19 protein-coding genes, 2 pseudogenes and 1 riboswitch are annotated in these 23,034 nt (G+C 68.1%); of the genes and pseudogenes, 10 read left to right on the top strand and 11 right to left on the bottom strand.

Annotated features, from left to right (window positions below; all coding sequences use genetic code 11):
• Positions 1-262: 262 nt before the first annotated feature.
• Entirely contained in the window at positions 263-781 is a 519-nt protein-coding gene (locus tag IH68_RS0146170) for a winged helix-turn-helix transcriptional regulator (protein ID WP_030949095.1), read from the bottom strand.
• Between the two features lie 99 nt (positions 782-880).
• On the opposite strand from IH68_RS0146170, the gene IH68_RS0146165 reads away from it, so the two are divergent.
• From IH68_RS0146165 to IH68_RS0146155, 3 genes are all read left to right on the top strand, one after another.
• Entirely contained in the window at positions 881-1,666 is a 786-nt protein-coding gene (locus tag IH68_RS0146165) for an SDR family oxidoreductase (protein WP_030949094.1), read from the top strand.
• A gap of 25 nt (positions 1,667-1,691) precedes the next feature.
• Positions 1,692-2,051 (top strand): nuclear transport factor 2 family protein, encoded by a 360-nt coding sequence (locus IH68_RS0146160; RefSeq protein WP_030949093.1) that lies wholly within the window; start codon positions 1,692-1,694, stop codon positions 2,049-2,051.
• Positions 2,052-2,652: 601 nt separating this feature from the next.
• A complete protein-coding gene (locus tag IH68_RS0146155; RefSeq protein WP_159403854.1) occupies positions 2,653-3,786 on the top strand; it encodes a PQQ-binding-like beta-propeller repeat protein in 1,134 nt (377 codons plus the stop codon).
• A 224-nt stretch (positions 3,787-4,010) separates the two neighbouring features.
• On the opposite strand, the gene IH68_RS54550 is transcribed toward IH68_RS0146155, so the two are convergent.
• The 4 genes from IH68_RS54550 to IH68_RS0146140 all read right to left on the bottom strand — a co-directional run bounded on the left by IH68_RS54550 (position 4,011) and on the right by IH68_RS0146140 (position 6,103).
• Positions 4,011-4,244, bottom strand: a complete 234-nt coding sequence (locus IH68_RS54550) for an amidohydrolase family protein (RefSeq protein ID WP_078912918.1) — start codon at positions 4,242-4,244, stop codon at positions 4,011-4,013.
• Between the two features lie 78 nt (positions 4,245-4,322).
• A complete protein-coding gene (locus IH68_RS0146150) occupies positions 4,323-4,730 on the bottom strand; it encodes a hypothetical protein (protein ID WP_159403853.1) in 408 nt (135 codons plus the stop codon).
• Between the two features lie 196 nt (positions 4,731-4,926).
• The gene (locus IH68_RS0146145; protein ID WP_030949088.1) at positions 4,927-5,667 is read right to left on the bottom strand and encodes a class I SAM-dependent DNA methyltransferase; all 741 of its coding nucleotides are present in this window, start codon (positions 5,665-5,667) and stop codon (positions 4,927-4,929) included.
• 232 nt (positions 5,668-5,899) lie between these two features.
• The gene (locus IH68_RS0146140) at positions 5,900-6,103 is read right to left on the bottom strand and encodes a cold-shock protein (RefSeq protein WP_014670069.1); all 204 of its coding nucleotides are present in this window, start codon (positions 6,101-6,103) and stop codon (positions 5,900-5,902) included.
• 838 nt (positions 6,104-6,941) lie between these two features.
• On the opposite strand from IH68_RS0146140, the gene IH68_RS0146135 reads away from it, so the two are divergent.
• The 4 genes and pseudogenes from IH68_RS0146135 to IH68_RS54545 all read left to right on the top strand — a co-directional run bounded on the left by IH68_RS0146135 (position 6,942) and on the right by IH68_RS54545 (position 10,264).
• Positions 6,942-8,627 carry a ribonuclease J gene (locus IH68_RS0146135; RefSeq protein ID WP_030949085.1) on the top strand — a complete coding sequence of 562 codons (1,686 nt, stop codon included), beginning with the start codon at positions 6,942-6,944 and terminating at the stop codon, positions 8,625-8,627.
• A gap of 113 nt (positions 8,628-8,740) precedes the next feature.
• Positions 8,741-9,094, top strand: a pseudogene (locus IH68_RS60040) (transposase); the annotation flags it as partial.
• Positions 9,095-9,231: 137 nt separating this feature from the next.
• Positions 9,232-9,534: a transposase gene (locus IH68_RS60035; protein WP_107057654.1), complete on the top strand. Its 303-nt coding sequence runs from the start codon at positions 9,232-9,234 to the stop codon at positions 9,532-9,534.
• A 43-nt stretch (positions 9,535-9,577) separates the two neighbouring features.
• Positions 9,578-10,264: pseudogene (locus tag IH68_RS54545) on the top strand (IS5 family transposase).
• Between the two features lie 88 nt (positions 10,265-10,352).
• Here the strand turns inward: IH68_RS54545 and IH68_RS60030 are convergent.
• Positions 10,353-10,478 carry a hypothetical protein gene (locus IH68_RS60030; protein WP_420719038.1) on the bottom strand — a complete coding sequence of 42 codons (126 nt, stop codon included), beginning with the start codon at positions 10,476-10,478 and terminating at the stop codon, positions 10,353-10,355.
• A gap of 19 nt (positions 10,479-10,497) precedes the next feature.
• On the opposite strand from IH68_RS60030, the gene IH68_RS52205 reads away from it, so the two are divergent.
• Together IH68_RS52205 and IH68_RS0146115 are read left to right on the top strand one after the other, a co-directional pair.
• The gene (locus IH68_RS52205) at positions 10,498-12,390 is read left to right on the top strand and encodes a hypothetical protein (protein WP_159403851.1); all 1,893 of its coding nucleotides are present in this window, start codon (positions 10,498-10,500) and stop codon (positions 12,388-12,390) included.
• A gap of 4 nt (positions 12,391-12,394) precedes the next feature.
• Positions 12,395-12,607, top strand: coding sequence for a hypothetical protein (locus IH68_RS0146115; protein WP_030949074.1), 213 nt, complete (start codon positions 12,395-12,397; stop codon positions 12,605-12,607).
• A 228-nt stretch (positions 12,608-12,835) separates the two neighbouring features.
• On the opposite strand, the gene katG is transcribed toward IH68_RS0146115, so the two are convergent.
• Together katG and IH68_RS0146105 are read right to left on the bottom strand one after the other, a co-directional pair.
• On the bottom strand, positions 12,836-15,025 hold the full coding sequence (katG, locus tag IH68_RS0146110; protein ID WP_030949070.1) for a catalase/peroxidase HPI: 2,190 nt from the start codon (positions 15,023-15,025) through the stop codon (positions 12,836-12,838).
• A gap of 276 nt (positions 15,026-15,301) precedes the next feature.
• Positions 15,302-18,022: a SpoIIE family protein phosphatase gene (locus IH68_RS0146105; RefSeq protein WP_199932005.1), complete on the bottom strand. Its 2,721-nt coding sequence runs from the start codon at positions 18,020-18,022 to the stop codon at positions 15,302-15,304.
• A 201-nt stretch (positions 18,023-18,223) separates the two neighbouring features.
• Between IH68_RS0146105 and IH68_RS0146100 the strand changes: the two genes are divergently transcribed.
• A complete protein-coding gene (locus IH68_RS0146100) occupies positions 18,224-19,318 on the top strand; it encodes a PP2C family protein-serine/threonine phosphatase (protein WP_234341822.1) in 1,095 nt (364 codons plus the stop codon).
• A 629-nt stretch (positions 19,319-19,947) separates the two neighbouring features.
• Here the strand turns inward: IH68_RS0146100 and IH68_RS0146095 are convergent.
• The 3 genes from IH68_RS0146095 to IH68_RS0146085 all read right to left on the bottom strand — a co-directional run bounded on the left by IH68_RS0146095 (position 19,948) and on the right by IH68_RS0146085 (position 22,408).
• Positions 19,948-20,394: an SRPBCC family protein gene (locus tag IH68_RS0146095; protein ID WP_030949062.1), complete on the bottom strand. Its 447-nt coding sequence runs from the start codon at positions 20,392-20,394 to the stop codon at positions 19,948-19,950.
• Between the two features lie 165 nt (positions 20,395-20,559).
• A complete protein-coding gene (locus tag IH68_RS0146090) occupies positions 20,560-21,297 on the bottom strand; it encodes an MBL fold metallo-hydrolase (protein ID WP_234341819.1) in 738 nt (245 codons plus the stop codon).
• A 147-nt stretch (positions 21,298-21,444) separates the two neighbouring features.
• Positions 21,445-21,509: riboswitch (guanidine-III (ykkC-III) riboswitch) on the bottom strand.
• Between the two features lie 68 nt (positions 21,510-21,577).
• Entirely contained in the window at positions 21,578-22,408 is an 831-nt protein-coding gene (locus IH68_RS0146085) for a maleylpyruvate isomerase family mycothiol-dependent enzyme (protein WP_030949059.1), read from the bottom strand.
• Between the last annotated feature and the right edge of the window lie 626 nt (positions 22,409-23,034).

Here is a 23,034-nt window from a genome sequence, read left to right as displayed (position 1 = left end):
CTGGGTCACCCAGTTCGTGCGCCGCTGCCTGTGAGCCGCCGACCTGGACGGGGAGGACGACTTGAAGAGGGTGCTGAGCCGCCTTCTATGATGGGGATTCTTGGAAACGGCCGGTGTTGCTCCTCGCCTCGCTTGATCCAGTTCTCAACGACCGGGGAGGGTTGGCAGGTATCGTCGGCGACAAGCCGATGCCGCGAGGCTGGTCAAAGGCAGTCCGTGCTTTCGGCCCGGCTCGGGCTGTACGAGGCTCTTCCGGGCGGGCTTACGCCTCTTCGTTGGGAATGACGAGCCGTTCCGCGTAGCGGCTGCGCATCGCGTCGCTGGCCGCGGGGCCCGCGGTGAAGACGTAGGCGGTGCTGTCGTCGAGTCGGCGGCCGGTCTTGGCGTCGACGACGACGGGCTCGACCTCCTCGCCGCTGTGCGTGTCGACGAGGATCATGCTGCGCTCCGCCGGCTTGAGGCGGGAGTTGCCCCAGGCGGCCAGGGCGACAATCACCGGACGCAGGGAGCGTCCGAGTTCGGTGAGTACGTACTCGTGCCGGACGGGGCTGGTCTGGTAGGGCCGGCGCTCCAGCAGGCCGTCCGCGACGAGGGTCTTCAGCCGGGTGGTGAGCATGCTGGAGGAGATGCCCAGGCTCTCCTGGAACTGGTCGAAGCGGGTGTAGCCGTCGAAGGCGTCGTGGAGGATCAGCAGTGTCCACCACTCGCCGACGTGCTCCACCGTCGTGGACAGCGGGCACTCGCGGTCCTCCAGCCTGATCCGGCTTGCCACGGCGACCATCCCCTCAGTTACTGCTAAAGTCGAAGTAGGTAGCTTCTATTTTAGCAGTCGAAACGGGAGCGGCGCCCCGAACAGTCGCGCCCGGAAACGGACCACAACGTGACCACATCCATCAGTGAATCCCTCGAAGGCCGATGTGCTCTGGTCACCGGCGGCACCAAGGGCACCGGAGCCGCGATCGCCCGGCGGCTCGCCGAGGCCGGCGCGACCGTACTGGTCACCGCCCGCAGCCGCCCCGCCGACGTCGAGGAGAAGACGTTCATCACCGCCGACCTGTCCACCGCCCAGGGCGCCGCCCACGTCGCCTCCGAGGTGGACGCCCGCCTGGGAGGCGTCGACATCCTGGTCAACACCCTCGGCGGCTCCGAAGCGCCGGCAGGCGGATTCGCCGCGCTCAGCGAGGACGACTGGGCACGAGAGCTGAACACGAACCTGCTGGCCGCTGTCCGCCTGGACCGCGCACTCCTCCCCCACATGATCGCCACAGGCAAGGGCGCGATCGTGCACGTCACCTCGATCCAGCGCCGCATGCCGCTGTGGAACGGCACCCTGGCCTACGCCGCCGCCAAAGCCGCTCTGACCACCTACAGCAAAGGACTGGCCAACGAGGTCGCCCCGCACGGCGTCCGCGTCAACACCGTCTCGCCCGGCTTCGTCCAGACCTCGGCCGCCGACAACCTCGTCGCCCGGATCGCCCACGACGCCGGCATCTCCCAGGAAGCAGCACTGGGCCGGCTCATGGACACCCTCGGAGGCATCCCGCTCGGCCGCCCCAACCGCCCCGAGGAGGTCGCCGAACTCGTCGCCTTCCTCGTCTCCGACCGTGCCTCGGCCATCGTCGGCGCCGAACACGTCATCGATGGCGGCACCACCCCCACCGTCTGAACCCGCCACCACCATCAGGAGCGTCATGCACGACAACCAGCCCCGCACCATCGCCCCGGACGACCTGCCCGAGGTGATCACCCGCTACCTCACAGCGCACCGCGCCCAGGACACCGCCACCGCGGTCACGGCGTTCACCGACGACGCCACAGTGATGGACGACGGCAGCACCTACCAGGGCAGCGCCGCGATCGAGCGGTGGCTGAACCGATCCGCCACCGAATTCACCTACACCATCCACCTCACGAACGCCCAGGAGACCGACCCGGCCCACTACATCGCCACACACCACCTCGAAGGCGACTTCCCCGGCGGCACCGTCGATCTGCGCTATCAGTTCACGCTGCGCAACGACCTCATCGAACACCTCGCCATCGAACCCTGAGCCCGCTCCCACACCACCCGTCTCCCACCCACGAGAGAGATCCCACCCAGCCACTGGACCCCAAGAGGAAGCCCTGCAGTTCGGCATCCACTCACAGATCAGCATCTGCACGTCTGAGGAATCAAGGTGAGCAACTCCGGAGCCATCCTGAGTACAGGGTGAGGAAATTCAAATATCCCCATCATCTACGCCCGCCGCAGTGGCAGGCCCGGTCTGGGAGCGGTTCGCGGACGGTCTTACTTGCTCGGTGTCTTCGGCGAGCGCAAATTGCCGGTCCCATGCGAGCGGGCGACTCGGGCAGCTGCAGGCAGATCGGCCGCAGCCGGTTCAAGATCTCCGGCGGCACGACTCCAGGACTCGACATGGGCCGAGACTAGTGCCGCATCAGGCGGAGAGCGGCCGGGCGGTGGCCTCGTCCGGGGTGTCGGTGAGGGCAGGTTTCCGCCGTTGACCTTTTCCGTAAAGTTGGCCAATTCAGACGTCGGATGATCATATGTTGTCGGACATGCTGCTTCGAGGCCTTCGCGCCAAGGGAACTCTTGAGCTTTTCGTGGCCAGTTGCTCAGGACTGGGCTGTATCGCTGCACTGATAGCAGTCGTCATGGGTCAATTGACCCCGTGGTGGGTGCTGGTCCTCGTGCCCCTGGGACTGTTCAACGCGATCGAGATCATCGGCTACTTCGCCTACCTGCCGGTTGTCGTGAAACCGTACGTCCTGGGTTCCGCCCGAGCCGCCGGCGGTGACCGGAAGGGGCAGGAAGAAGGGCAGCGACGCGGCACCTTGCTCTGGCAGCTGGATACTGGCGGAGCCGTGAAGGAATCATCACCAGTCGTGGTCGACGGTAGTGTCTACGTCGGATCTTGGAACCACCTGCTGTGGGCCGTCGACGCCGTGTCCGGCGAGGAACGCTGGCGCTGCAGGATAGGCGGCGTGGTGGCAGCCTCCCCGGCCGTCGTCAACGGCACGGTGTACATCGGTAGTTGGGACAAGAACCTGTGGGCGGTGGATGCCGTCTCGGGTCAGGAGCGGTGGAGGTTCCCAACGGCCGGCCTGGTGCGGTCCACGCCGGTGGTGGCAGACGGCATGGTCCTCTTCGGCAGCAACGACGGTTACTTCCGGGCGGTCGACGCCGCTACCGGCGAGGGCCGGTGGCAGGTCGGCGTCGGCAAAGGCGTGCGCTCCTCGCCAGCCATGGTGGGGAACTCGGTGTACGTCGGCAGCAACGACGGCTTTCTGTGGGCGCTGGACACCGTTTCCGGCCAGGTACGGTGGCGGCTGAAGACGCTGAGCGGGCTGTGGTCCTCGCCGGTGGCGGCCGAGGCAACCCTCTACGTCGGCAGCGCCGACCGGCACCTGTGGGCAGTGGACGCGGCGACAGGTCAGGTCCGGTGGAAGCTGCCGGCGGGCAGATGGGTGAAGTCCACCCCGGCCGTGGCCGACGGCATCGTCTACTTCGGCACCACGGACGGGTATCTGTGGGCGGTCGACGCGGTGTCCGGCGAGAGCCGGTGGAGACGCAAGGTAGGGGTCTGGGTCCGATGGGCTCCGCTGGTGGCCAACGGCACGCTGTACATCGGAACCAACGACGGCCGCATCTGGGCGCTGGACACGCTCTCGGGCGACGAGCAGTGGACGGCGCAGACCGGCAGCCCCATCTTCTCCACCCCGGCGGTGACCGACGGCGTCCTGTACTTCGGTCTCCAAAACGGGCGCCTTCTGGCTGTCCGCGCCTGACCAGAGAAGTACCGGGTCACGGCTACGGGACCTGGCTACCCCAGGGCGGTGGCGATGACAACGAGCCGGTAGTGATCACCGATTCCGGTGAGCATCTTGCAGTCAGGCGGTCCGGGAGGAGGCGGCAGCCGCCGTTGTCAGGCGTCGGGCGGCCGGCCTACCGTTCTCGGACTCGCGAACAAAGCCACCAGGCTTCGTTCACTTCGAGCGTCAGCGCTCGTCAATCAGCCTGCTCCGCCGCGCCGGGCCGCTGCTTGGGCCCATGACAGAGCTGCGGAGTCCGGGATATGGAAACGGCCACCAGCCAGCACGAGCCACACGGCCCGCAGGGCATCCAGGCCGGCCAGAGGGTCACCGTCTACGACCAGGATGTCGGCGCGGCACCCGGCGGCGAGGCGCCCGGTCTGATCGCTCAGTCTGAGTGCGGAGGCGGCGTTGGTGGTGGTAGCGGCGCCCACGGGGTGGGTCAGTCCTGCTCCGCCGGTGGAGATGTCGGCGGTTGAGGCGCTTGCTGGCCCGGGGCTCGGTGTCGGGTATCAGCGTGTCGACGGCGTACGTGCCCACGGGGAGGTCGTCGACGACCCGGTTGATGCCGAGGCAGCAGCGCGAGCTCTCATCCGCGCCTGCTGCATCTGGGTCAAGGTGCGCTGCCAGGCGTTGCGGTAGAGGCGAAGAGCACCGGCGGGAAGGGCCAGGGCGAACGCGGCGACCAGGTATGCCCAGACGTACGCGCGCAGGCCGAACCGGTCGGGAAGCATGGTGGAGGGATCGGCTGGGTCGATCAGGACCGTGGCCTTCTTGTCGGTGTTCAGCGCCTGGTCCCGCTGATGGTAGGTACGCCCCGCGATCTTCCACGTGTAGGTGCACTTGTACGTCATGGAGTCGACGTTTCCGTCCTGGTCGAAGTAATACTTCGGGGTGCAGTCCGTGACGGTGGCCGTCACTTTCGAACGGTGTTCCAGGTAGTCCTGCTGGCTCCGGATCCCCATATTCACCATGTACAAGGGAGCGGCTGGGAGATCCGCGACGACATCCAAAGCCTTCCTCGTCCTCGGACGCGCACTGATCTGCTGGCGACGCCTGAACTTCCGACAAAAGTTCAAGACAGGCACAGCCAACGTTGATGGCCTGGTGCCGACCTCAGGCTGGCTTGCGCCACACGGAGATGTGCTTCGCGGAGTCCTGGGTGAACGCAGACCCGTCCCAGTCCGCAACGCGACGTTCCAGTTCGAGCCCAGCGATCCGCGCCATCAGGTCGAGCTCCGCCGGCCACGCGTACCGGTGCCGGGAGTTGCCACGGCGGTAGCGGCCGTCTTCGCCGTCGAGGGTGAGATGGTGCGAGACGAGAATCTGCTCGACCAGGTCGAAGGTGTCGAAGCCGAGATGCCGGTCGGAGACATCGAACGGGACCGCGACCTGCCCCGGCGGCAGGAATCGCAGTGGCGGCACGCCCAGCTCGATGACGAATCGGCCACCAGGCGTCAGGTGACGTGCGGCGTTGCGGAAGCACTCGACCTGCTCGTCCTGCGTGAGGAGGTTCGTGATCGTGTTGTAGACGAGATAGACCAGGGTGAACTCGCCGGAGACGAGGGTCCTGGCCATGTCTCCGATGGCGACGGGGAGCATGCCCTCGTCGATCTTCCGCCGCAGGACCGCTGCCATGTGCTCAGACAGTTCGATGCCCACAACGGGCACGCCGCGTTCCCGGAGCGGGACGCCCACTCGTCCAGTTCCGATGGCGAACTCCAGTGCCCGGCCGTCTCCGGCGAGTTCGGCGAGGAAGGCGAGAGTCGGTCCGAGAACGGCAGCCGAGGACGATTCGGCTTCCTCTGCGTCGTAGCGGTCGGCGGTCGCGCGGGTCCACAGTTCACTGCTCGTCACGGGTGGCCACTGTGCCGGGCGCCGTGGGGCGCTGTCGACGCATTTAAGTTCTCCGCGTCTCAGCGTGCACCGCCTACAACTCGTTGTCGCCTTGCCAGGGCTTCAGCCGAACCGCCCCGCACGCCGGATCTTCAGTCCTGGAATGACCAAACCACCTTGGAGATCATTTCGTTAGGAGTTCTAAGGGCCCGGCGCCCCGAAGCCGGGATGCCGGGCCCTTACCGGGGCGCGGTCAGGCGGGGCGGATGTTCTCAGCCTGCGGGCCCTTCTGGCCCTGCGTGACGTCGAACTCGACCTTCTGTCCCTCCTGCAGCTCGCGGTAGCCCTGGCTGGCGATGTTGGAGTAGTGGGCGAAGACGTCGGGGCCGCCGCCCTCCTGCTCGATGAAGCCGAAGCCCTTCTCGCTGTTGAACCACTTCACTGTGCCCTTGGCCATGACTGTCTCCTTTGAGGGAAACCGGGCACGCACCCTGCGCGACCGGGAGGTGATCGCCCTGGTCCGGAGAGGCGCTGAACAGCAAGAATGCCCGTGATGGCGATCACGGGCGAACGGAACTTCGGAACCACGACTGCTGATCACAACGCTATAACGGCATGACGGTAACCGCTAGCGAAAACGCGCCAGCATCCAGCCCGGAACGAAGGGCGGGATCGCCCGCAAGGCTCGGCCGATGATGATCAAGCAGTTTCGCGCCCTTCTTCTGCATAAGGCTGCGGCGAGGCATGGCCTCGCCCCGCCGCCGGCTGTTCTCCGGGTGGGCCCCACCGATCATGCGTGACCGGCCCCTCCTCACACGACGTCACCTTCGACTTCCCGGAACCGGCTGGAGACCGACGGGCCGCCCCCGCGCGACCTCGTCGTCGAGTTCGATGGGTCACCACATCGGCTTCCTGCATGGCGGGGCGGGGGCAAGCGCTTCTGGGACACCGCCATCTGTCTGCCCGTCGCAGCGAAGCTGCCTCGGGGCCCTCTCAGCCCACTTGCTCCTGAGCGCCGAGGACACCCGAGTCTCGACCACTGCGAGTGGACCAGTGCCGAGGCCCGCCGGGAGGAAGCGAACGCCGGAAAACACGACAGGGTGCACGAGGTCGTCTCCAGCACCGGGCGAACGGTTCGGCCACGGAAGGTGGTACCGCTTTCACCGCTCCCTGTCCCCGGTCGCCAGCGTGATCCGATCGTGCCGAGGCACGCTGCGGGTGCCCCGCTGCGTCGGGAGAAGGAGATCGCACAGGCAATGGATCACCCTGTCCCGCTTTCCGGGTACCGTCAGGGTATGAGTCATCCGCACCCCGAGCTGAAAGCCGCGCCGCCCCTTCCCGAAGGAGGGCTGCGGGTCATCGCGCTGGGCGGCCTGGGTGAGATCGGCCGCAACATGACCGTCTTTGAGCACACGGGCAAGCTGCTCATCGTCGACTGCGGCGTGCTGTTCCCCGAGGAGACCCAGCCCGGCGTGGACGTGATCCTGCCGGACTTCACCTCGATCCGGGACCGGCTGGACGACATCGTGGCCGTGGTCCTCACCCACGGCCACGAGGACCACATCGGCGGCGTGCCGTACCTGCTACGCGAGCGGTCCGACATTCCCGTCGTCGGCTCCAAGCTGACGCTGGCGTTCCTGGAGGCCAAGCTCAAGGAACACGGAATCCGGCCGCGCACGGTGCGAGTGCGGGAGGGCGACCGGCGTGGCTTCGGGCCCTTCGACTGCGAGTTCGTGGCGGTCAACCACTCCATCCCCGACAGCCTCGCGGTCGCGATCCGCACTCGGGCCGGGATGGTGCTGCACACTGGCGACTTCAAGATGGACCAGTTCCCTCTCGACGACCGCATCACCGATCTGCGCGCCTTCGCCCGCCTCGGCGAGGAGGGCGTGGATCTGTTCCTCACCGACTCCACCAACGCCGAAGTACCCGGCTTCACCACCTCCGAGCGTGAGCTGAACCCGGCGATCGAGCAGGTGATGCGCACCGCGCCACGCCGGGTCATCGTCTCCAGCTTCGCCAGCCATGTGCATCGCATCCAGCAGGTTCTGGACGCCGCCCACCAGCACGGCCGCAAGGTCGCCTTCGTCGGCCGCTCGATGGTCCGCAACATGGGCATCGCCCGTGACCTGGGCTATCTCAAGGTCCCGTCGGGTCTGGTCGTGAGCACGAAGGAGCTGGAGAAGCTCCCGGACCACAAGATCACTCTGGTGTGCACCGGCTCCCAGGGCGAACCAATGGCCGCGCTGTCACGGATGGCCAACCGCGACCACCAGATCCGCATCGGCAAGGGCGACACCGTCCTGCTCGCCAGTTCCCTCATCCCCGGCAACGAGAACGCCATCTACCGGGTGATCAACGGACTCACCCGGTGGGGCGCCCACGTGGTCCACAAGGGCAACGCCAAGGTCCACGTCTCCGGACACGCCAGCGCCGGCGAGCTCGTGTACTGCTACAACATCGTCAAACCCCGCAACGTCATGCCCGTGCACGGCGAATGGCGCCACCTGCGGGCCAACGGCGACCTCGCCATCCGTACCGGTGTCGACCCTGAGCGGGTCGTCATCGCCGAGGACGGCGTCGTCGTCGACCTCGTCGACGGGCACGCATCCATCACCGGCAAGGTTCCCGCCGGCAACGTCTACGTGGACGGCATGGAAGTCGGCGGCGCCACCGAAGCGTCCCTCAAGGACCGCCTCACCCTCGCCGCCGAAGGCGTGGTCACGGTGGTGGCGATCGTCGACGCGGACACCGGCGCCCTCGCCGAGGCCCCCGACTTCCTGGCCCGCGGCTTCGTCCACGACGACGCCACCTTCGAGCCGGTCATCCCCGTCATCGAGAAGACCCTGGCCACCGCGGCCGAGGAAGGCGTCGGGGACGCGCGTCAACTCGAACAACTCGTCGCCCGCGCCGTGGCGAACTGGGCGTTCCGCACCCACCGTCGCAAGCCCCTCGTCATCCCGGTCATCATCGACGCCTAGGTCCAATGCCGTGACTCTGTTGGTGATCTTGGCGGGGTGGTGACGGCGGTCGCCGGTGGTGGTTGGCTGGTCGGTGGCGGGGTGGCCTCGGTTTGGGGCGGTGGACGGTGTCGATGCGTCCGGTAAGTTTCCAGCGAATTCCCCCGATGACGGTCCGGACGGCGTGGGCGGCGTGTCCGAAGGGGACGCCGGTGATGCTGATGCGGGACCGGCTGGATGTCGTGTTCGCTGACGAGGACTTCACTCATCTGTATCCGGTCGATGGCCGACCGGGTTTCTCGCCGGGGCAGTTGGCGCTGGTGTCGGTGCTGCAGTTCGCGGAGAACCTCTCGGACCGTGCGGCGGCGGATGCGGTGCGCACGAGGATCGACTGGAAGTACGGGCTCGGCCTTGAACTGGACGATCCGGGATTCGACTTTTCGATGCTCAGCGAGTTCCGGGCCCGGTTGGCCGAGGGCGACCGGGCGGATCAGCTGCTGCAGTTGATGCTGGACCGCTTGGTGGCGGCCGGGCTGCTCAAGGGGCGGGGCCGACAGCGTACCGACGGCCCTGCCCAGACCGCGCCCGGTGCACCTCCTCAGCCACAGGCCCCCGCTCCGTCGCAGTGCTGCCGCGGGCACTGCATGAGATCCAGATGCGCAATCGGCTCGACCAGCAGACCGAGCAGTGGCAGCGTCGGTACGCGATCCGCGCAGGCATCGAGGCCACGCTCTCACAATGCGTCCGAGCGCACGGCTTGCGCAGAGCCCGCTATCGAGGCCTGGCCCGCACACACGTGCAGCATGTCCTGACAGCCATGGCCTGCAACCTCAGCCGCCTCGCTGACTGGCAGGACACCACCTCATCGACCCGCCGCGCATCTCGCTTTCAGACTCTCTGCACCACAGCAGGATTCACCATCGTCTGACCACCCAAGATCACCAACAGATTGATCGCTCGTTGATGTGAGCATGGGGAAGCGCCAGTCGCAGCCGTGGATCGTGTCGGACGAACTGTGGTCGCTCATCGAGCCGTTGCTGCCCGAGCCGGGCCCGAAGCTGGTCGAGGGCAGACCTCGAGTGCCGGACCGGCAGGCTTTGTGCGGGATCCTGTTTGTCCTGACACCGGCATTCAGTGGGAGTACCTGCCCCAGGAGCTGGGCTTCGGCTCGGGCATGACTTGTTGGCGTCGCCTGGCGGCCTGGAATGAGGCCGGCGTCTGGGACCAACTGCACCAGCTACTGCTGAACAAGCTGCGCTCGAAGAACCAGCTGGACTGGTCGCGGGCGGTGATCGACTCCTCCCACGTCCGGGCAGCGCGCAGGGGCCCAAAAGCGGACCCAGCCCGGTCGACCGCGCACGCCCGGGCAGCAAGCACCACGTCATCACCGACGGCCAGGGCATCCCGCTCGCGGTGTCGCTGACCGGCGGCAACCGCAACGACGTCAGGCCCGCCGCGCGGCGCGTGCCGCCGCCGGCGCCGAGGGCGGCGAACTTGGACTTGGCACCTTCCGCTGGGTCGTCGAGCGGACTATCTCCTGGCTGCACGGCTTCCGACGCCTACGCATCCGCTGGGAACGACGCGACGACATCCACGAAGCCTTCCTCGGACTTGCCGTCTGCCTGATCACCCATCGGCACGTCCAACGCCTTTGTTAGGGCCAGTAAGCCCGTACCGGCGGGCCACCTGTGCCGCCTGATCAAGGACGGACAGCCCATCATTCCGGGTCGCCGAGTGCAGTGCCCGCTACTGGTCGCCGGCACCGCGGTGGGCCAGGGCCAGCTTCTGGTGGGCGACCGACCAGTCCTCCATACGGAGCCCGGATACTCCTTCCCCCGCGTGGGCAGCAACGTGATACTCGATCGGCGTCACTGCAAAGAGGGGGACTCGGGTGGCGGACGATGACGACCCACCGACGGGGTGGGACGAGGGCGAGTGCCGGATGTGGGAGGCCTACCGGCGCGGCGAGTGGTGCGAGGGTGTGCCGGAGGTACGGGGAGAGGCCGTGCGCCAGCTGTTGCTGATCACTCCGCCCCCGCGCTCGGGCCACCTCGCCCGGCTCCGGCTGCGGGGCGTGCGGATACGCGGGGAGCTGGACCTGTCCGAGGGCGTCGTACGCGGCGCCGTACGCCTGCGGCGGTGCCGACTCGACGGGACGCCGCACCTGGACGGCGCACAGTTGGAGGCGCTCGAACTCGACGAGTGCCGGCTGCCCGGGCTGCGGGCGCACAGTGTGCGGGTCGCCCGGGAGTTCAAGGTCACCCGCTGCACGGCGAACGGGACACTGGACCTGCGCTCGCTGACCGTCGGCACCCATCTCTCCCTCGACGGCACCAAGGTCCGCCCCGGCCCCGGGGAAGCCGCCATCGACGCCCGGTCCGTCGCCGTGGACGAATCCCTGTCGGCGACCGGTCTGGAATGCGCAGGCACCTTCTACCTGACCAATGCCCGCGTGCAGGACCTGCTCATACTCCGGGGAGCGACGATCAGCACCCCCAGGGGAAATCTCCAGATGTCCGAGCTCACCGTCGGCGGCGGCCTGTACATGGGTCGCGGCTTCTCCTGCGCTGGAACGGTCAACCTCTGCGGGGCCTCGATCGGGGCGTCGCTGGAGCTCCTCGACGCGACCCTCACGGGCCCGGGCCTGGACGCGGGCGACTACGCGCTTCATCTGGGCTGCGCCCAGATCGGAGGCGATATCCAGGCCGAGCGGGGGCTCGTCGTCGACGGACCGATCACCCTCGCGGACACCTCGATACGCGGCAGCGTCGTCCTCAAGGGCGCCCGCCTGAACCACCCTGCGGGTACGGCGCTCACGGCGGCCCGCGCACACATAGGCGGCGACCTCGACTGCCGCAACGGCCTCTCCGCGCACGGCACCGTCGACCTGTGCGACGCCCGGATCGGCGGCTCGCTCCTGCTGGACGGGGCCGAACTGACGGCACCCGGGGGCGACTCGAGCGCCCTGAGCGCCAACGGGATCGACGTGGGCGGGGTGGCACACCTCGGTCGCGGCCTGACCGCTCACGGCAGGATCGGCATCAGCAATGCCACCGTCCGCAGTTACGTGTCCTTTCACGGAGCGATCCTGGACGCGGCCGGCGCAGAGGAGGCCCTCGCCTGCCGGGGCACGACGGCGGCCCAACTGTCCCTGCAGTTCGCGCAGTCACCCAAGGGACACGTTGCCCTCAGCCGAACCAAAGTGATGCTGATCCGGGACAGCCCTGCCCACTGGCCGACATCCCTCAGAGTGGACGGCACCGTGTACGACATGCTGCGTCCCACCCTGCCCGCCGCGGAACGCCTCCCCTGGTTGATGCGGGACCCGGAGGGTTTCAAGCCCCAGCCCTACGAGCAACTGGCCGCTGTCTACCAACGCCACGGCCGGGACGCCGACGCCCGGACCGTCCTGGTCGTCAAGCAGCGCAGCCTGCGGCCAACCCTCGCCTTCCCCGCCCGGCTGTGGAGCCTGCTGCAGGACGCCGCGGTCGGCTACGGATACCGCCCGCTGCGGGCCGTATGGCTGTTGGTGTGCCTGCTGGCCACCGGCTCCGCACTCTTCGGGACATGGCACCCCGAACCCGTGGGCGGCGGACCCTATCCGCGCTTCCAGCCCGTCATCTACACCCTCGATCTCCTACTGCCACTGGTCGACCTCGGCCAGGAACGGGCATACGAGCCGTCCGGGGCCATGCAGTGGGTGGGGATCATCCTCATCGGCACCGGCTGGCTGCTGGCCACCACCGTCGCGGCCGGCGCAGGACGAGTCCTGCGGAGAACCTGAATCGATGGTCACCACACTTCCAGGCGATGACTCCACCCCGGCCTCCCCCAAGAGCCAGCGCTACGCCTGGCTGCGCGACCCGTTGAACCGCACACATCTCTGCGCCGACGACCTCGAACACGTAGTCGAGCACCCGGAGTCCGTCTCCGACGGCGAGCGCGTACCGGACGGCACACCGCCCGTACCGGTGCCCTGCTCCGCCTGGTCGAATGCGTGAACGCCGCCCGCGTCGCCGACCTCCAGCTGGCCGAGCGGCGGCGGGAGTAACACCGTGAGGACGAGGAGAACTGACCAGGCAGCCTCAAGGAACAGTCCGGATACCGCGTACCGAGTGACGCCCCGGGGCGGCGGGCACGCGTTCTGTTGCTGGAGTGCGCGTGCCCACCGTGGGAGCGTCGCGGGGGCTCTGTGCTCTCCGCGTCATCGCCCCGACCGGGACATCGGATCAGGAGAGGTCGAACCGGTCGAGGTTCATCACCTTGTCCCACGCGGCCACGAAGTCACGCACGAACTTCTCTCCCGCGTCCTGGCACGCGTAGACCTCCGAGACGGCCCGAAGTTGGGAGTTCGAACCGAGGACGAGGTCGACCGCGGTGGCGGTCCACTTGAGCTCGCCCGTGGTGCGGTCCCGGCCTTCGAACACGTTCTCGTCCGAAGTCGATGTCTGCCACTGAGTGCCCATGTCGAGCAGGTTGACGAAGAAGTCGTGGGTCAGTGTCTCCGGCCGGTGCGTGAAGACGCCGTGCGGGGATCGCTTGAAGCCGGTGTTCAGGACCCGCATGCCGCCGATCAGCACCGTCATCTCGGGAGCGGTCAGCGTCAGCAGGTTGGCGCGGTCCAGCAGGAGGGTCTCCGGCGACAACTTCTCTCCCGTGCGGAGGTAGTTGCGGAATCCGTCGGCCCTGGGTTCGAGCACCGCGAACGACGCCACGTCGGTCTGCTCCTGCGAGGCGTCCGTGCGCCCCGGTGCGAACGGGACCGTGATGTCGTACCCGGCGTTCTTCGCGGCCTGCTCGACGGCCGCGCACCCGCCCAGGACGATCAGGTCGGCGAGCGAGACCTTCGTTCCGCCAGCATGCGAGAGGTTGAAGTCCTGCTGAATCTGCTCCAGCTTCTGCAACGCCTCGGCCACCTCGGGCAGGTGGTTGACCTCCCAGTCCCGCTGCGGTGCGAGCCGAAGCCGTGCCCCGTTGGCCCCGCCACGCTTGTCGGTGCCGCGGAAGCTCGCCGCCGCCGCCCAAGAGGTGGTGACCAGCTGGGAGATGGACAGTCCCGAAGCGACGATCCTGGTCTTGAGGGCGGCGATGTCCTCGTCTGTGACAAGTTCGTGATCGACCTCGGGGACGGGATCCTGCCACAGTTGCGGCTCGGGAACCCACGGGCCGAGGTAGCGCGCGACGGGTCCCATGTCGCGATGCAGCAGCTTGTACCACGCTTTGGCGAACGCCTCCGCGAGTTTGTCCGGGTTTTCGTGGAAGCTCTTCGCGATCGGGCCGTAGGCCGGATCCAGCTTCAGCGCGAGGTCCGTCGTCAGCATCATGGGAGCGTGCCTCTTCGACGGATCATGAGCGTCGGGCACCGTGTCCTTGGCCGAAGGGTCCGTGGGAGTCCACTGTTTGGCACCGGCGGGGCTCGTCGTCAGCTCCCAGTCGTACCGGAACAGGTTGTCCAGGTACCCGTTGTCCCACCTCGTCGGCTCGGTGGTCCATGCGCCCTCGAGCCCACTGGTGAGCGCGTCGGCACCCTTGCCGCTGCCGTACATGTTCCGCCAGCCGAGGCCTTGCTGCTCGACAGGGCAGGCCTCGGGTTCCGGACCGATGTACGCGGGGTCGACGGCACCATGACACTTGCCGAAGGTGTGACCGCCGACGATGAGTGCGACCGTCTCCTCGTCGTTCATCGCCATGCGCCCGAATGTCTCGCGAACGTCCCGGGCGGCGGCGATCGGATCCGGGTTGCCGTTGGGCCCCTCCGGATTGACGTAGATCAGTCCCATCTGCACCGCACCGAAGGGCGTGGCGAGTTCCCGGTCGCCGCTGTAACGCTCATCTCCGAGCCAGGTGTCCTCGGGCCCCCAGAAGATTTCCTCGGGTTCCCAGATATCCTCTCGCCCGAAGCCGAACCCGAACGTCTTGAACCCCATTGATTCCATCGCGCAGTTGCCGGCGAAAACCAGGAGGTCGGCCCAGGAGATTTTCCGGCCGTACTCCTGCTTGACGGGCCAGAGCAAACGGCGCGCCTTGTCGAGACTCGCGTTGTCCGGCCAGCTGTTGAGGGGGGCAAAGCGCTGAGCGCCGCTGCCGCCACCGCCCCGGCCGTCGGCGATCCGGTACGTGCCCGCGGCGTGCCAGCTCATCCGGATGAAGAGCGGCCCGTAGTGGCCGTAGTCGGCAGGCCACCAGTCCTGCGACGTCGTCATCACCTCGAAGACGTCCCGTTTCAGCGCGTCCAGGTCGAGGGTCGCGAACTCTTTCGCGTAGTCGAAGTCCTCGTCCATCGGATTGGAGAGGGACGAGTGCTGGTGGAGAATCTGAAGGTCCAGCTGATTCGGCCACCAGTCCCGATTTGTTCTGGGCCGAGTCGGCGTGGGGGTCGGTGAGGGGATTGCTGGGTTCTCGCTTTCGCTGCCGGACACGTCCGTCCTTCTTTCTGTCTCGGTGTTTCCACCCGCAATGCCGATGATGGTGATGTGTCGGCGTCCGTATGGTCGCGCACCGCACGCCGCACCGCTAAGAAACACGCAGAGCACCCTGCATGACAGACGTGCGATTAGCGGCTGCTTTCTCCCCCGGACTTCTGGCGCAAACTGCATCCGGGTTCCCGGATATTCTGACCGCAAACCGTCGGAGAAGTGGCCGGGAACTCACGCCGGCGCCCTCACGTCGGGGCTCCCGGGCCGGCCGCCTCCTCGTCAGGGGGCGTCGCCACGTCGGGCCGGTGCCGGGACGGGCTGCTGGACGGCCTTGGGCAGGGCCTGTTCGGCCCAGATCACCTTGCCCTGCGGGGTGTACCGGGTGCCCCAGCGCTCAGCCATCTGCGACACCAGGAACAGGCCCCGGCCGCCCTCGTCCGTGGTCGCGGCGTACCGCAGATGCGGTGAGGTGCTGCTGCCGTCGGACACCTCGCAGATCAGCGTACGGTCGCGGATCAGCCGTACGTGAAACGGCTCGGCGCCATAGCGGATGGCGTTGGTGATGAGCTCACTCAGGACGAGCTCCGTGGTGAAGCCGAGTTCTGACAGGCCCCAGGCTTCGAGCTTCTCGGACACGGCGTCGCGCATCCCCGCGACCGCCGCCGGGTCCGGCGGTACATCCCAGTCGGCGATCCGGTCGGGCGGCAGTTCCCGTGTGCGGGCGACTAGCAGGGCGACGTCGTCCTTGGGGCGCTCGGGGAGCAAGCTGTCCAGCACGTCCTGGCAGGTCTCCTCGGGCGGCCGTCCGGGGTGGCCCGTCAGCGCATCGCGCAGCAGTTCCATCCCCAGATCCAGGTCGCGCCTGCGGTCCTCGATGAGGCCGTCGGTGTACAGGACGAGCTGGGTTCCCTCCGCGAGGCACAGCTCCGCGGTCTGGAACGGCATGCCGCCGAGGCCGAGGGGCGGGCCGGCCGGCACGTCCGGGAAGGTGACGGTTCCGTCGGGCCGGACCAGTGCGGGCGCCGGATGCCCCGCACGCGCCGTGACGTAGCTGCGCGTCACGGGGTCGTAGATCCCATACAGGCAGGTGGCGCCCACGAGGCCTGCGGCACTCTCGGCCGCCTCGTTCTGGTCGATGCGGCCGACCAGGTCGTCCAGATGGCTGAGCAGCTCGTCGGGCGGCAGATCGAGGGCGGAGAAGTTGTGCACCGCGGTCCGCAGTCGACCCATCGTGGCGGCGGCGTGGAGGCCGTGGCCGACCACATCGCCCACGGCCAGTGCCACCCGGCTCCCCGGCAGGGGAATGACGTCGAACCAGTCCCCGCCCACGCCCGACTGGGCGGGGAGGTAGCGGTAGGCGATGTCGACGGCGTTCTGCTCGGGCACGGCCTGGGGCAGCAGGCTGCGCTGAAGGGTGACTGCCAGGGCGTGCTCACGGGTGTAGCGGCGGGCGTTGTCGATGCTTATCGCGGCACGGGCCACCAGTTCCTCCGCCAGCGACAGGTCCTCCTCGTCGAAGGGCTGACGTGGTCGCGCGCGCCAGAAGTTGGCCATGCCCAGCACGACGCCGCTGGCCTGAATGGGGGCGCTGATGAGGGAATGGATGCCGTAGTCGATGATCGACTCGGCGCGCCCCGGGTCCTGCACGCGCCAGCCCGTGGCCGTCGGCAGATCGCTCACCAGCTGGGAGCGTCCGCTGCCGTAACCGCGCGCCTGGGGCGTGGAGGGAAGGTAGTCGAAAAGCCGCCCCTCTTCGGAGAGCGGATGGTCGTCCCGGATGCCGCGCACGGCAGCGCGTCGCATGTCCTTCGCCGTGAGCGCCGGCTCCTCGCCGTGCAGGACGGCGTCGGCCAGGTCCACAGTGACGAAGTCCGCGAAGCGGGGAATGGGGACGCGCGCCAACTCGTCGGCGGTGCGCAGCACGTCCAGCGTGGTACCGATGTGGAGTCCGGCGTCGTACAGCAGCCTGAGCCGTTCCCGCGCCACATCTGCCCTGCCGGTCACCGCCTGCAGTTCGGTGGTGTCGCGCAGCGTCACCACCGTCCCTTTGGCGCCGCCCTCGCGATCCGTGGACCGCTGGTTGACCGCGAGCAGCCGATCTCCGGCGAGGTGCACCTCGTCAGTGGCCTCGTGTCCGGAGGCGAGAAGCGCCTTCGTATCGGGATCGAGGCCCGGCAGATCCGAGACAAGCCGTCCCTCGACGTCCGGGGGCAGCTCCAGCAGTCGTCTGGCTTCGTCGTTCGCCAGCATCAGCCGCCCGTCGGCAGCCACGATCAGCACCCCTTCCTTGACGGAGTGGAGCACCGTGTCGTGGTGCTCGTACATCAAGGTCATCTCGTCCGGGGCCAGGCTGTGTGTCTGCCGCCGCAGCCGTCGGCCCACCAGGACCGTCACACCGATGGACAACGCGAGCGCCCCGGCCCCTGCCCCCAGGATGATCGGTAGCTGGCGGGCCACCTGACTTTCGACGTTCTTGACCTTCATCCCGGCCGAGACGAGGGCGACCACGTTGTTGGCGGCGTTCTTGATCGGGACCGTGGCCTGCACCTCGCGACCCAGCGGGCCCTTGACGCTCTCCACGTAGACCTTCCCCGCCAGCGACGGCCCGATCTTGCCCACGAACCGCTTTCCGATCCGGTCCGGCAAGGGGTGCGTGTACCGGATGCCCTTGGTGTCCATGACCACGATGAAGTCGACGCCGGCGGCCCGGCGCGCCGCCTCGGTGCGCGGCTGGAGAATTTTGCTCGGCTCCGGGGCCCGCAGTGCCGCCAGGATGCCTGGTGAGTGCGCGAACGTCTGCGCGACGGCCGTGGAGCGGCGCTTGGCCTCGGCGCTGGTGTCCCGCTCCGACTGCAGGACAAGGGCAAAGACGCCGGCGATTACGAGCAGCACCACCAGGGCCACCTGGAATACCAGCACCTGTCCGGCCACGCTTCGCGTGCCCTTGCTGATCAGCCCCTTTGCAGAGGGGCGCCGAAAACGGGCGAAACGACTCGCCATGCGACCTTTCTAACACCGGTGATCCCAAGTGGCCAGGCCTGCCCGCCCTGCCCTTGCTCGGCTGGGTTCGGGTGTCTGTGCGGTCATGCGCGGCCTGGGCCGGTCCTCCGGGCGGGGCAGGCCGCCCCGATCGCTCACGTGTGGTGCGTGACGTCCCCGCGCAGGATGTCCGATCAGGTCGATATGATGCATTTTGTGATCATGCTTGGGCGGCTGTGGCGCCGTCGTCCTGCCTACGGCGGCCGATGGGAAGCTGCCCGGCTGTCACCCGTGATCCTGACCGTCCTCATCGCCGGCCTGGCGTTCTCCACACCCAGGGAAATCGCCGTCAGCCGCCTTCTGCCCGCCGCACCCGCCCTTGCTGCCGCGATGTGGCCCGTGCTCCCCACGATCCTGTTGGGGGCGTTCTGCCTGCTGACCATGATCGTTCTCAGCTTCTTCTACACCGATCTGGGGACGCAGTACACGTCGGCCGCGATCATCGCGGTCACTTTGGCGGCCGCGTACGCGAGCCATGTCCGGCTTCAGCGAGAGGAAATACTCTTCCAGGTCCGGCTCGTCGCCGACGCGGTCCAGAAGGTGCTGCTGCGCCCGCTGCCGCGCCGCATCGAGGACGTGGAGATCGAGTCGCTGTATCTGGCGGCCCAGGAGCAGGCCCGGATCGGCGGCGACTTCTATGAGGCGATCGGTACACCACACGGGGTCCGGCTGCTCATAGGCGACGTACGCGGCAAGGGCATGGCCGCGGTGGGGGCGGCCTCGGCGGTGATCAGCTGCTTCAGGGAGGCCGCCTACGACGAGCCCGACCTGCAGGGCATCATCCACCGGCTGGAGACCACCATCACGCGCCACAGCGCCGCGTTTCCCGTCCAGGACCAGTCGGAGCACTTCGCCACCGCTCTCCTCGCCGAGATCCCGTACGGCGGCGGCCACATGCGACTGCTCAACTGCGGGCACCCCCCACCGCTGATCGCGCACCGTGGGCAGGTCCGGGTCCTCGAGCCCGCCATCCCCTCGCCGCCCCTCAACCTCGCCGAGCTGATCGGTGACCGCTACTGGGTCGACATCGTCGCCATCGCCCCGGGTGACCAGTTGCTGCTGTACACGGACGGCGTATCGGAGACCCGGGACCACACGGGCCAGTTCTTCCCGCTGTCCGACTGGATGCGGCGGCAGGGCCTGGAGCAGCCCCGCGAGCTGCTCGACCGGCTGCACAGAGATCTGCTGCAGCACAGCGGCGGAAGGCTCGACGACGACATCGCCGCCCTCGCGCTGAAGTGCTCTCGGGGGCCATGACGAGAGGAGCTGCGGGGTGTCGTCCCCCGGGCCCGCCGGCTTCGGCTGCACCGACTTCCGGCGGGCACCCCTGAGCGAAGTTGGCGCTCGGGTGGAGGACCACCGAACCGTCGCTGAAACCGATGGCGAACGCCTTGCCGGACGGGTCGAACGTCGCGGCGAGAGCCAGGACCGAGTCGGGCGGAGCGTCGATGAGGCTGTCCCACCGCAGACCGCCGCCATCCTTGGGGCGGGCGACCTGAGTGCAGCCGACCGGACCGGTACCGTCCCCGACGGGCACGATCCAGGGGCCGGGTGCGGTGGCGATGGCGTCAACACGCGGGGCACAGCCCGTCCAGTGGAGAAGGGCCGGCCGGGCTCCGGCACGCGGGGCGGCGGAGTGGACAGAGCCTCCGCCCGTCCCGATCAGGAGCTGGTTTCCGGTGGTGTCGAGAGCCACGGCGCTGACACCGGCGCCGGGCATGTCGATAGCCGAGTTCGCGCAAGAGCGGGGGCTGAGTCATGCGGTGCCGGGCGCGGGGCGTCGACGTGCAGCCGTCGCCGGCGGTCCGCGCCCGGCCCCCATCCACGCTGGTCGCCGTCACACCCGTACCGCATCTGCACCGCAGGCACCGGGACTTCGGCACCCCTCAGGACGCCTCCACCGCCGCTTTGATGCGCTGCCCGAACGCGGGCGCGTCCTTGCGCGCGGCGCCCAGTGCGAAGCCCACCAGCAGCTTTCCGATGCCGTGACCTTCGAGGACGTTGAAGATCCTCACCTTGGTGGTGCCCGGACCGGTGGACTCCAGGTCGTAGCCGCCTTCGTCGGCCGTCACGATGTTTTTCGAGGTTTCTGCCCAGCGAATTCGGTGAGGGGCCTCGAATTCGGTGATCCGGAACTTCCGGCCCGTCTTCATGCCGGCGTCCTTGACCGTGCTCGTAAAGACCGTGCCGACTGCTGTCGGTCCCTCCGGAGTCTTCGTGATCGCCTGGACCCTCGGGCTGAACTTGGGGTCATTCGTGCCGTCGGAGAGAAAGGCGAAGACTTCCTCGATGGGACGGTTGATCTCGGCTGTCGCCTCAAACTGACCGGCCACGATTCCTCCTGTGCTGCGGTCGCTGGAGTTGCGGCTGAGCGCACGCTGGTTTGCCGAGCACCATCAGCGTATCGCCGCGGCTCCGCCCACCGCTCGTCATGGGCGCCAGGACGCCGACACGGAGATCGGGGACCTGTGCCGAGGCACTGACGAGGGGGGAACTGTTCAAGTTGCTGTGGGCCAGAGAATGAAGTCGGCGAACGCGCGTCGAGCGGGTTCAGGCCCGACTTCGTCCAGGGCCGCCCGCACGGCGTGCAGGTGGGCCGGGGTCATCTCGAGCGGGGGTTCGTCCGGCTGGTACGTGGTGCGGATCGGGTAGTCGACGCCGGGCTCGCGGGTCATCTCGATGTGGCAGCCCAGTACGTGGGTGACGGCACGGCGGTCGGCGAATGCGATCAGCCGGTCGATGGTCCGTGAGAAGGCCGGCCAGTCCTCGATGTACAGCCGTCCGCGGTAGACGGTGTCTCCGGTCAGCAGGAATCCGGTCCACGGGTCGTAGAAGGTGATGGCTGCGGCGTCATGGCCTGGGGTCGCGAGAGCTTCCAGCACCCGCCCGCCGAGGTCGAGGGGCCGTACCGCCTCCGGGGCGTCGGCGAACCCGAAGTACGTCCAGGACGCATCCCGATCGGCACCGACCACGATCGTGTCCGGTCGGTCGAGGAACTGGCTGTCTCCCGCGACGTGATCGCCGTGCGAGTGCGTGTGGAGTACGAGAAGGCCATAGGAGTCGCGGGGGTTGTGCGCCAGCCACGTCTCGACAAGGTCATCGACAGTCCGGCGCACCGGAAAGAATTCGGGTGACGCCGTGGCACCCGTGTCGATCAGGACCGCCTGGCGATTGCCGAACAGTAGGTACAGGAACGGGGCCTCGTAGTTGATGGCCTTGTTCTGTCTGAGCAACACAGTGTGCTCGTCGGACCAGTGCACTTGAAGATCGGGGTCGGTGTTGTGCTTGGCCGACGGTGACCCGTGAATCCAGTCGACGCCCAGGGGCTTTGCGCTGAACTTCCGGACATCTGGTTCGCCCGTACCGGACACGATGCCTCCCGAAGTGCGTCGTCTTGGCGGGCCGGGTACGTCGCACAGCTCGTCCGGGAAGACACGCGGCTTACGGCTCCAGCAGGGACGCTATCACCGGACATTGTGTACGAGGTGTACGAGCGAGCAGCTGCCCGGTGGCGGATCAGGGCGCGGTGAACAGCGTCGGGAAGCGGGGCGCGAGCCAGGGTTTGCGTCCCCAGGCAACGACCTGTCCCCGCCCGATGGCCCGCCACGGGTTGCGGCGGCCCAGCGCGATGAGGAGGAAGGCCACGGGCTCGATCAGGATGGTGCAGTCGGGACGTCTTGGAGGCGCCGGGGTCACGTGCACGGCGCCGTCGCCCAGGCTGACGCCGAACGCCGGGCCGCTCCGGAGGCGGATGGCGTAACGGACGGTCAGGCCGGCGATGGCCGCCGTGTCGACGACGCGGGGCATGACCGAGAGCATGAACGGCATGCACAGACCGACACGGTCGCGGTCGATCATGTGCGGGCGGTTCAGGGCGCGAGCGAGGTCGTAGCCGTGGCCCAGCATGTGTGTGAGCAGGTAGGACGCGAGAACGTGCCGGTCCATGGGACCCAGCGGCGTGACGAGTGCGGGGGCGCTCTCGTCGCTCGCGGCTCGATCCGCGGCGTCGAGGAACGCGGCGGCCTGCTCGGCGATCATCGATGCCAGCGGTTGTGCCCGGCGCTCTGCGAACACGGTGAGGGACTGTGCGTTGGCGGCGGCCAGACTCTGCGGCGTGCCGTCGCCGTAGGGGCGTGCCTGTCCGGATGCGAGGTCGGCCATCAGCTCGTTGGCCAGTGCCAGATGGGCGGCGGCCTCACCGACCGTCCACTGCGAATCCGGTACGGGAACGGTCGTGTCGGAGGCGTCTTTCAACAGCTTGGCGATGTCAGCGGCGGTCTGCCGTATCGCTCCTGCGAGCCCTTGGGGCAGTGGCCCCTGGATGTCCTGCTGCGCCGTAGGCTGCACGCTGCCCGTTCCCTCCCGCCGACCGCGCCCCTCGCGTATCCGGCGCGCCGTACCCAATCAGACTGGGAGACGCGCGACAAGCCGTCGTACCTGATCGGGAGTGCCGGAGCCCTGACAGCCGCACCCCGGCGTATGCGCGGTGGCCCGCGGCTGCGCGGCTACGTAGCGTGCGGATGAGGCGACCGCTACGCCGGAGGACGTCCAGTGGAGACACGTGTCGATGAGATCACCGACGGCATCCGGAATTGTGGGCAGATCCGTTCTCAAGGAGCCCTGTCAGTGTCCTGGCCAGCCTGATCTGCCCGGAATCCCCGCCCCGCCGAGGAGCACGTCGAGGCGGAGGGGACGGAGGCCACGCGACTACGCGGGCGCAGTGCCGGACGCGGCGGTCCGACCGGTCGTTGTCCCGTCGCCGGTAGACCGGCGCCTGAGGTGGCTCGAATTGGGGTTCGCGTTCGCGGTGCAGAAACGGCACGACAGCACGTGATCGGCTCGCTGGCGCCCGCCGGACCGGCTGGCCGAACAGGCCTAGTCCCGGAGCGTTCGGGGCAGTCCGAACATGGGGAAGAGGCCGTTGTCACCGAAGCGGGTGATGGCGGAGATCCGGTCGCCCTCCAGCGAGAGCA

It is taken from the genome of Streptomyces sp. NRRL S-646 (assembly GCF_000720765.1).
In the GTDB taxonomy this organism is placed as follows: domain Bacteria; phylum Actinomycetota; class Actinomycetes; order Streptomycetales; family Streptomycetaceae; genus Streptomyces.
The sequence above is the reverse complement of the archived record's forward strand: the minus strand, read 5'-3'. Positions and strand labels throughout refer to the sequence as shown.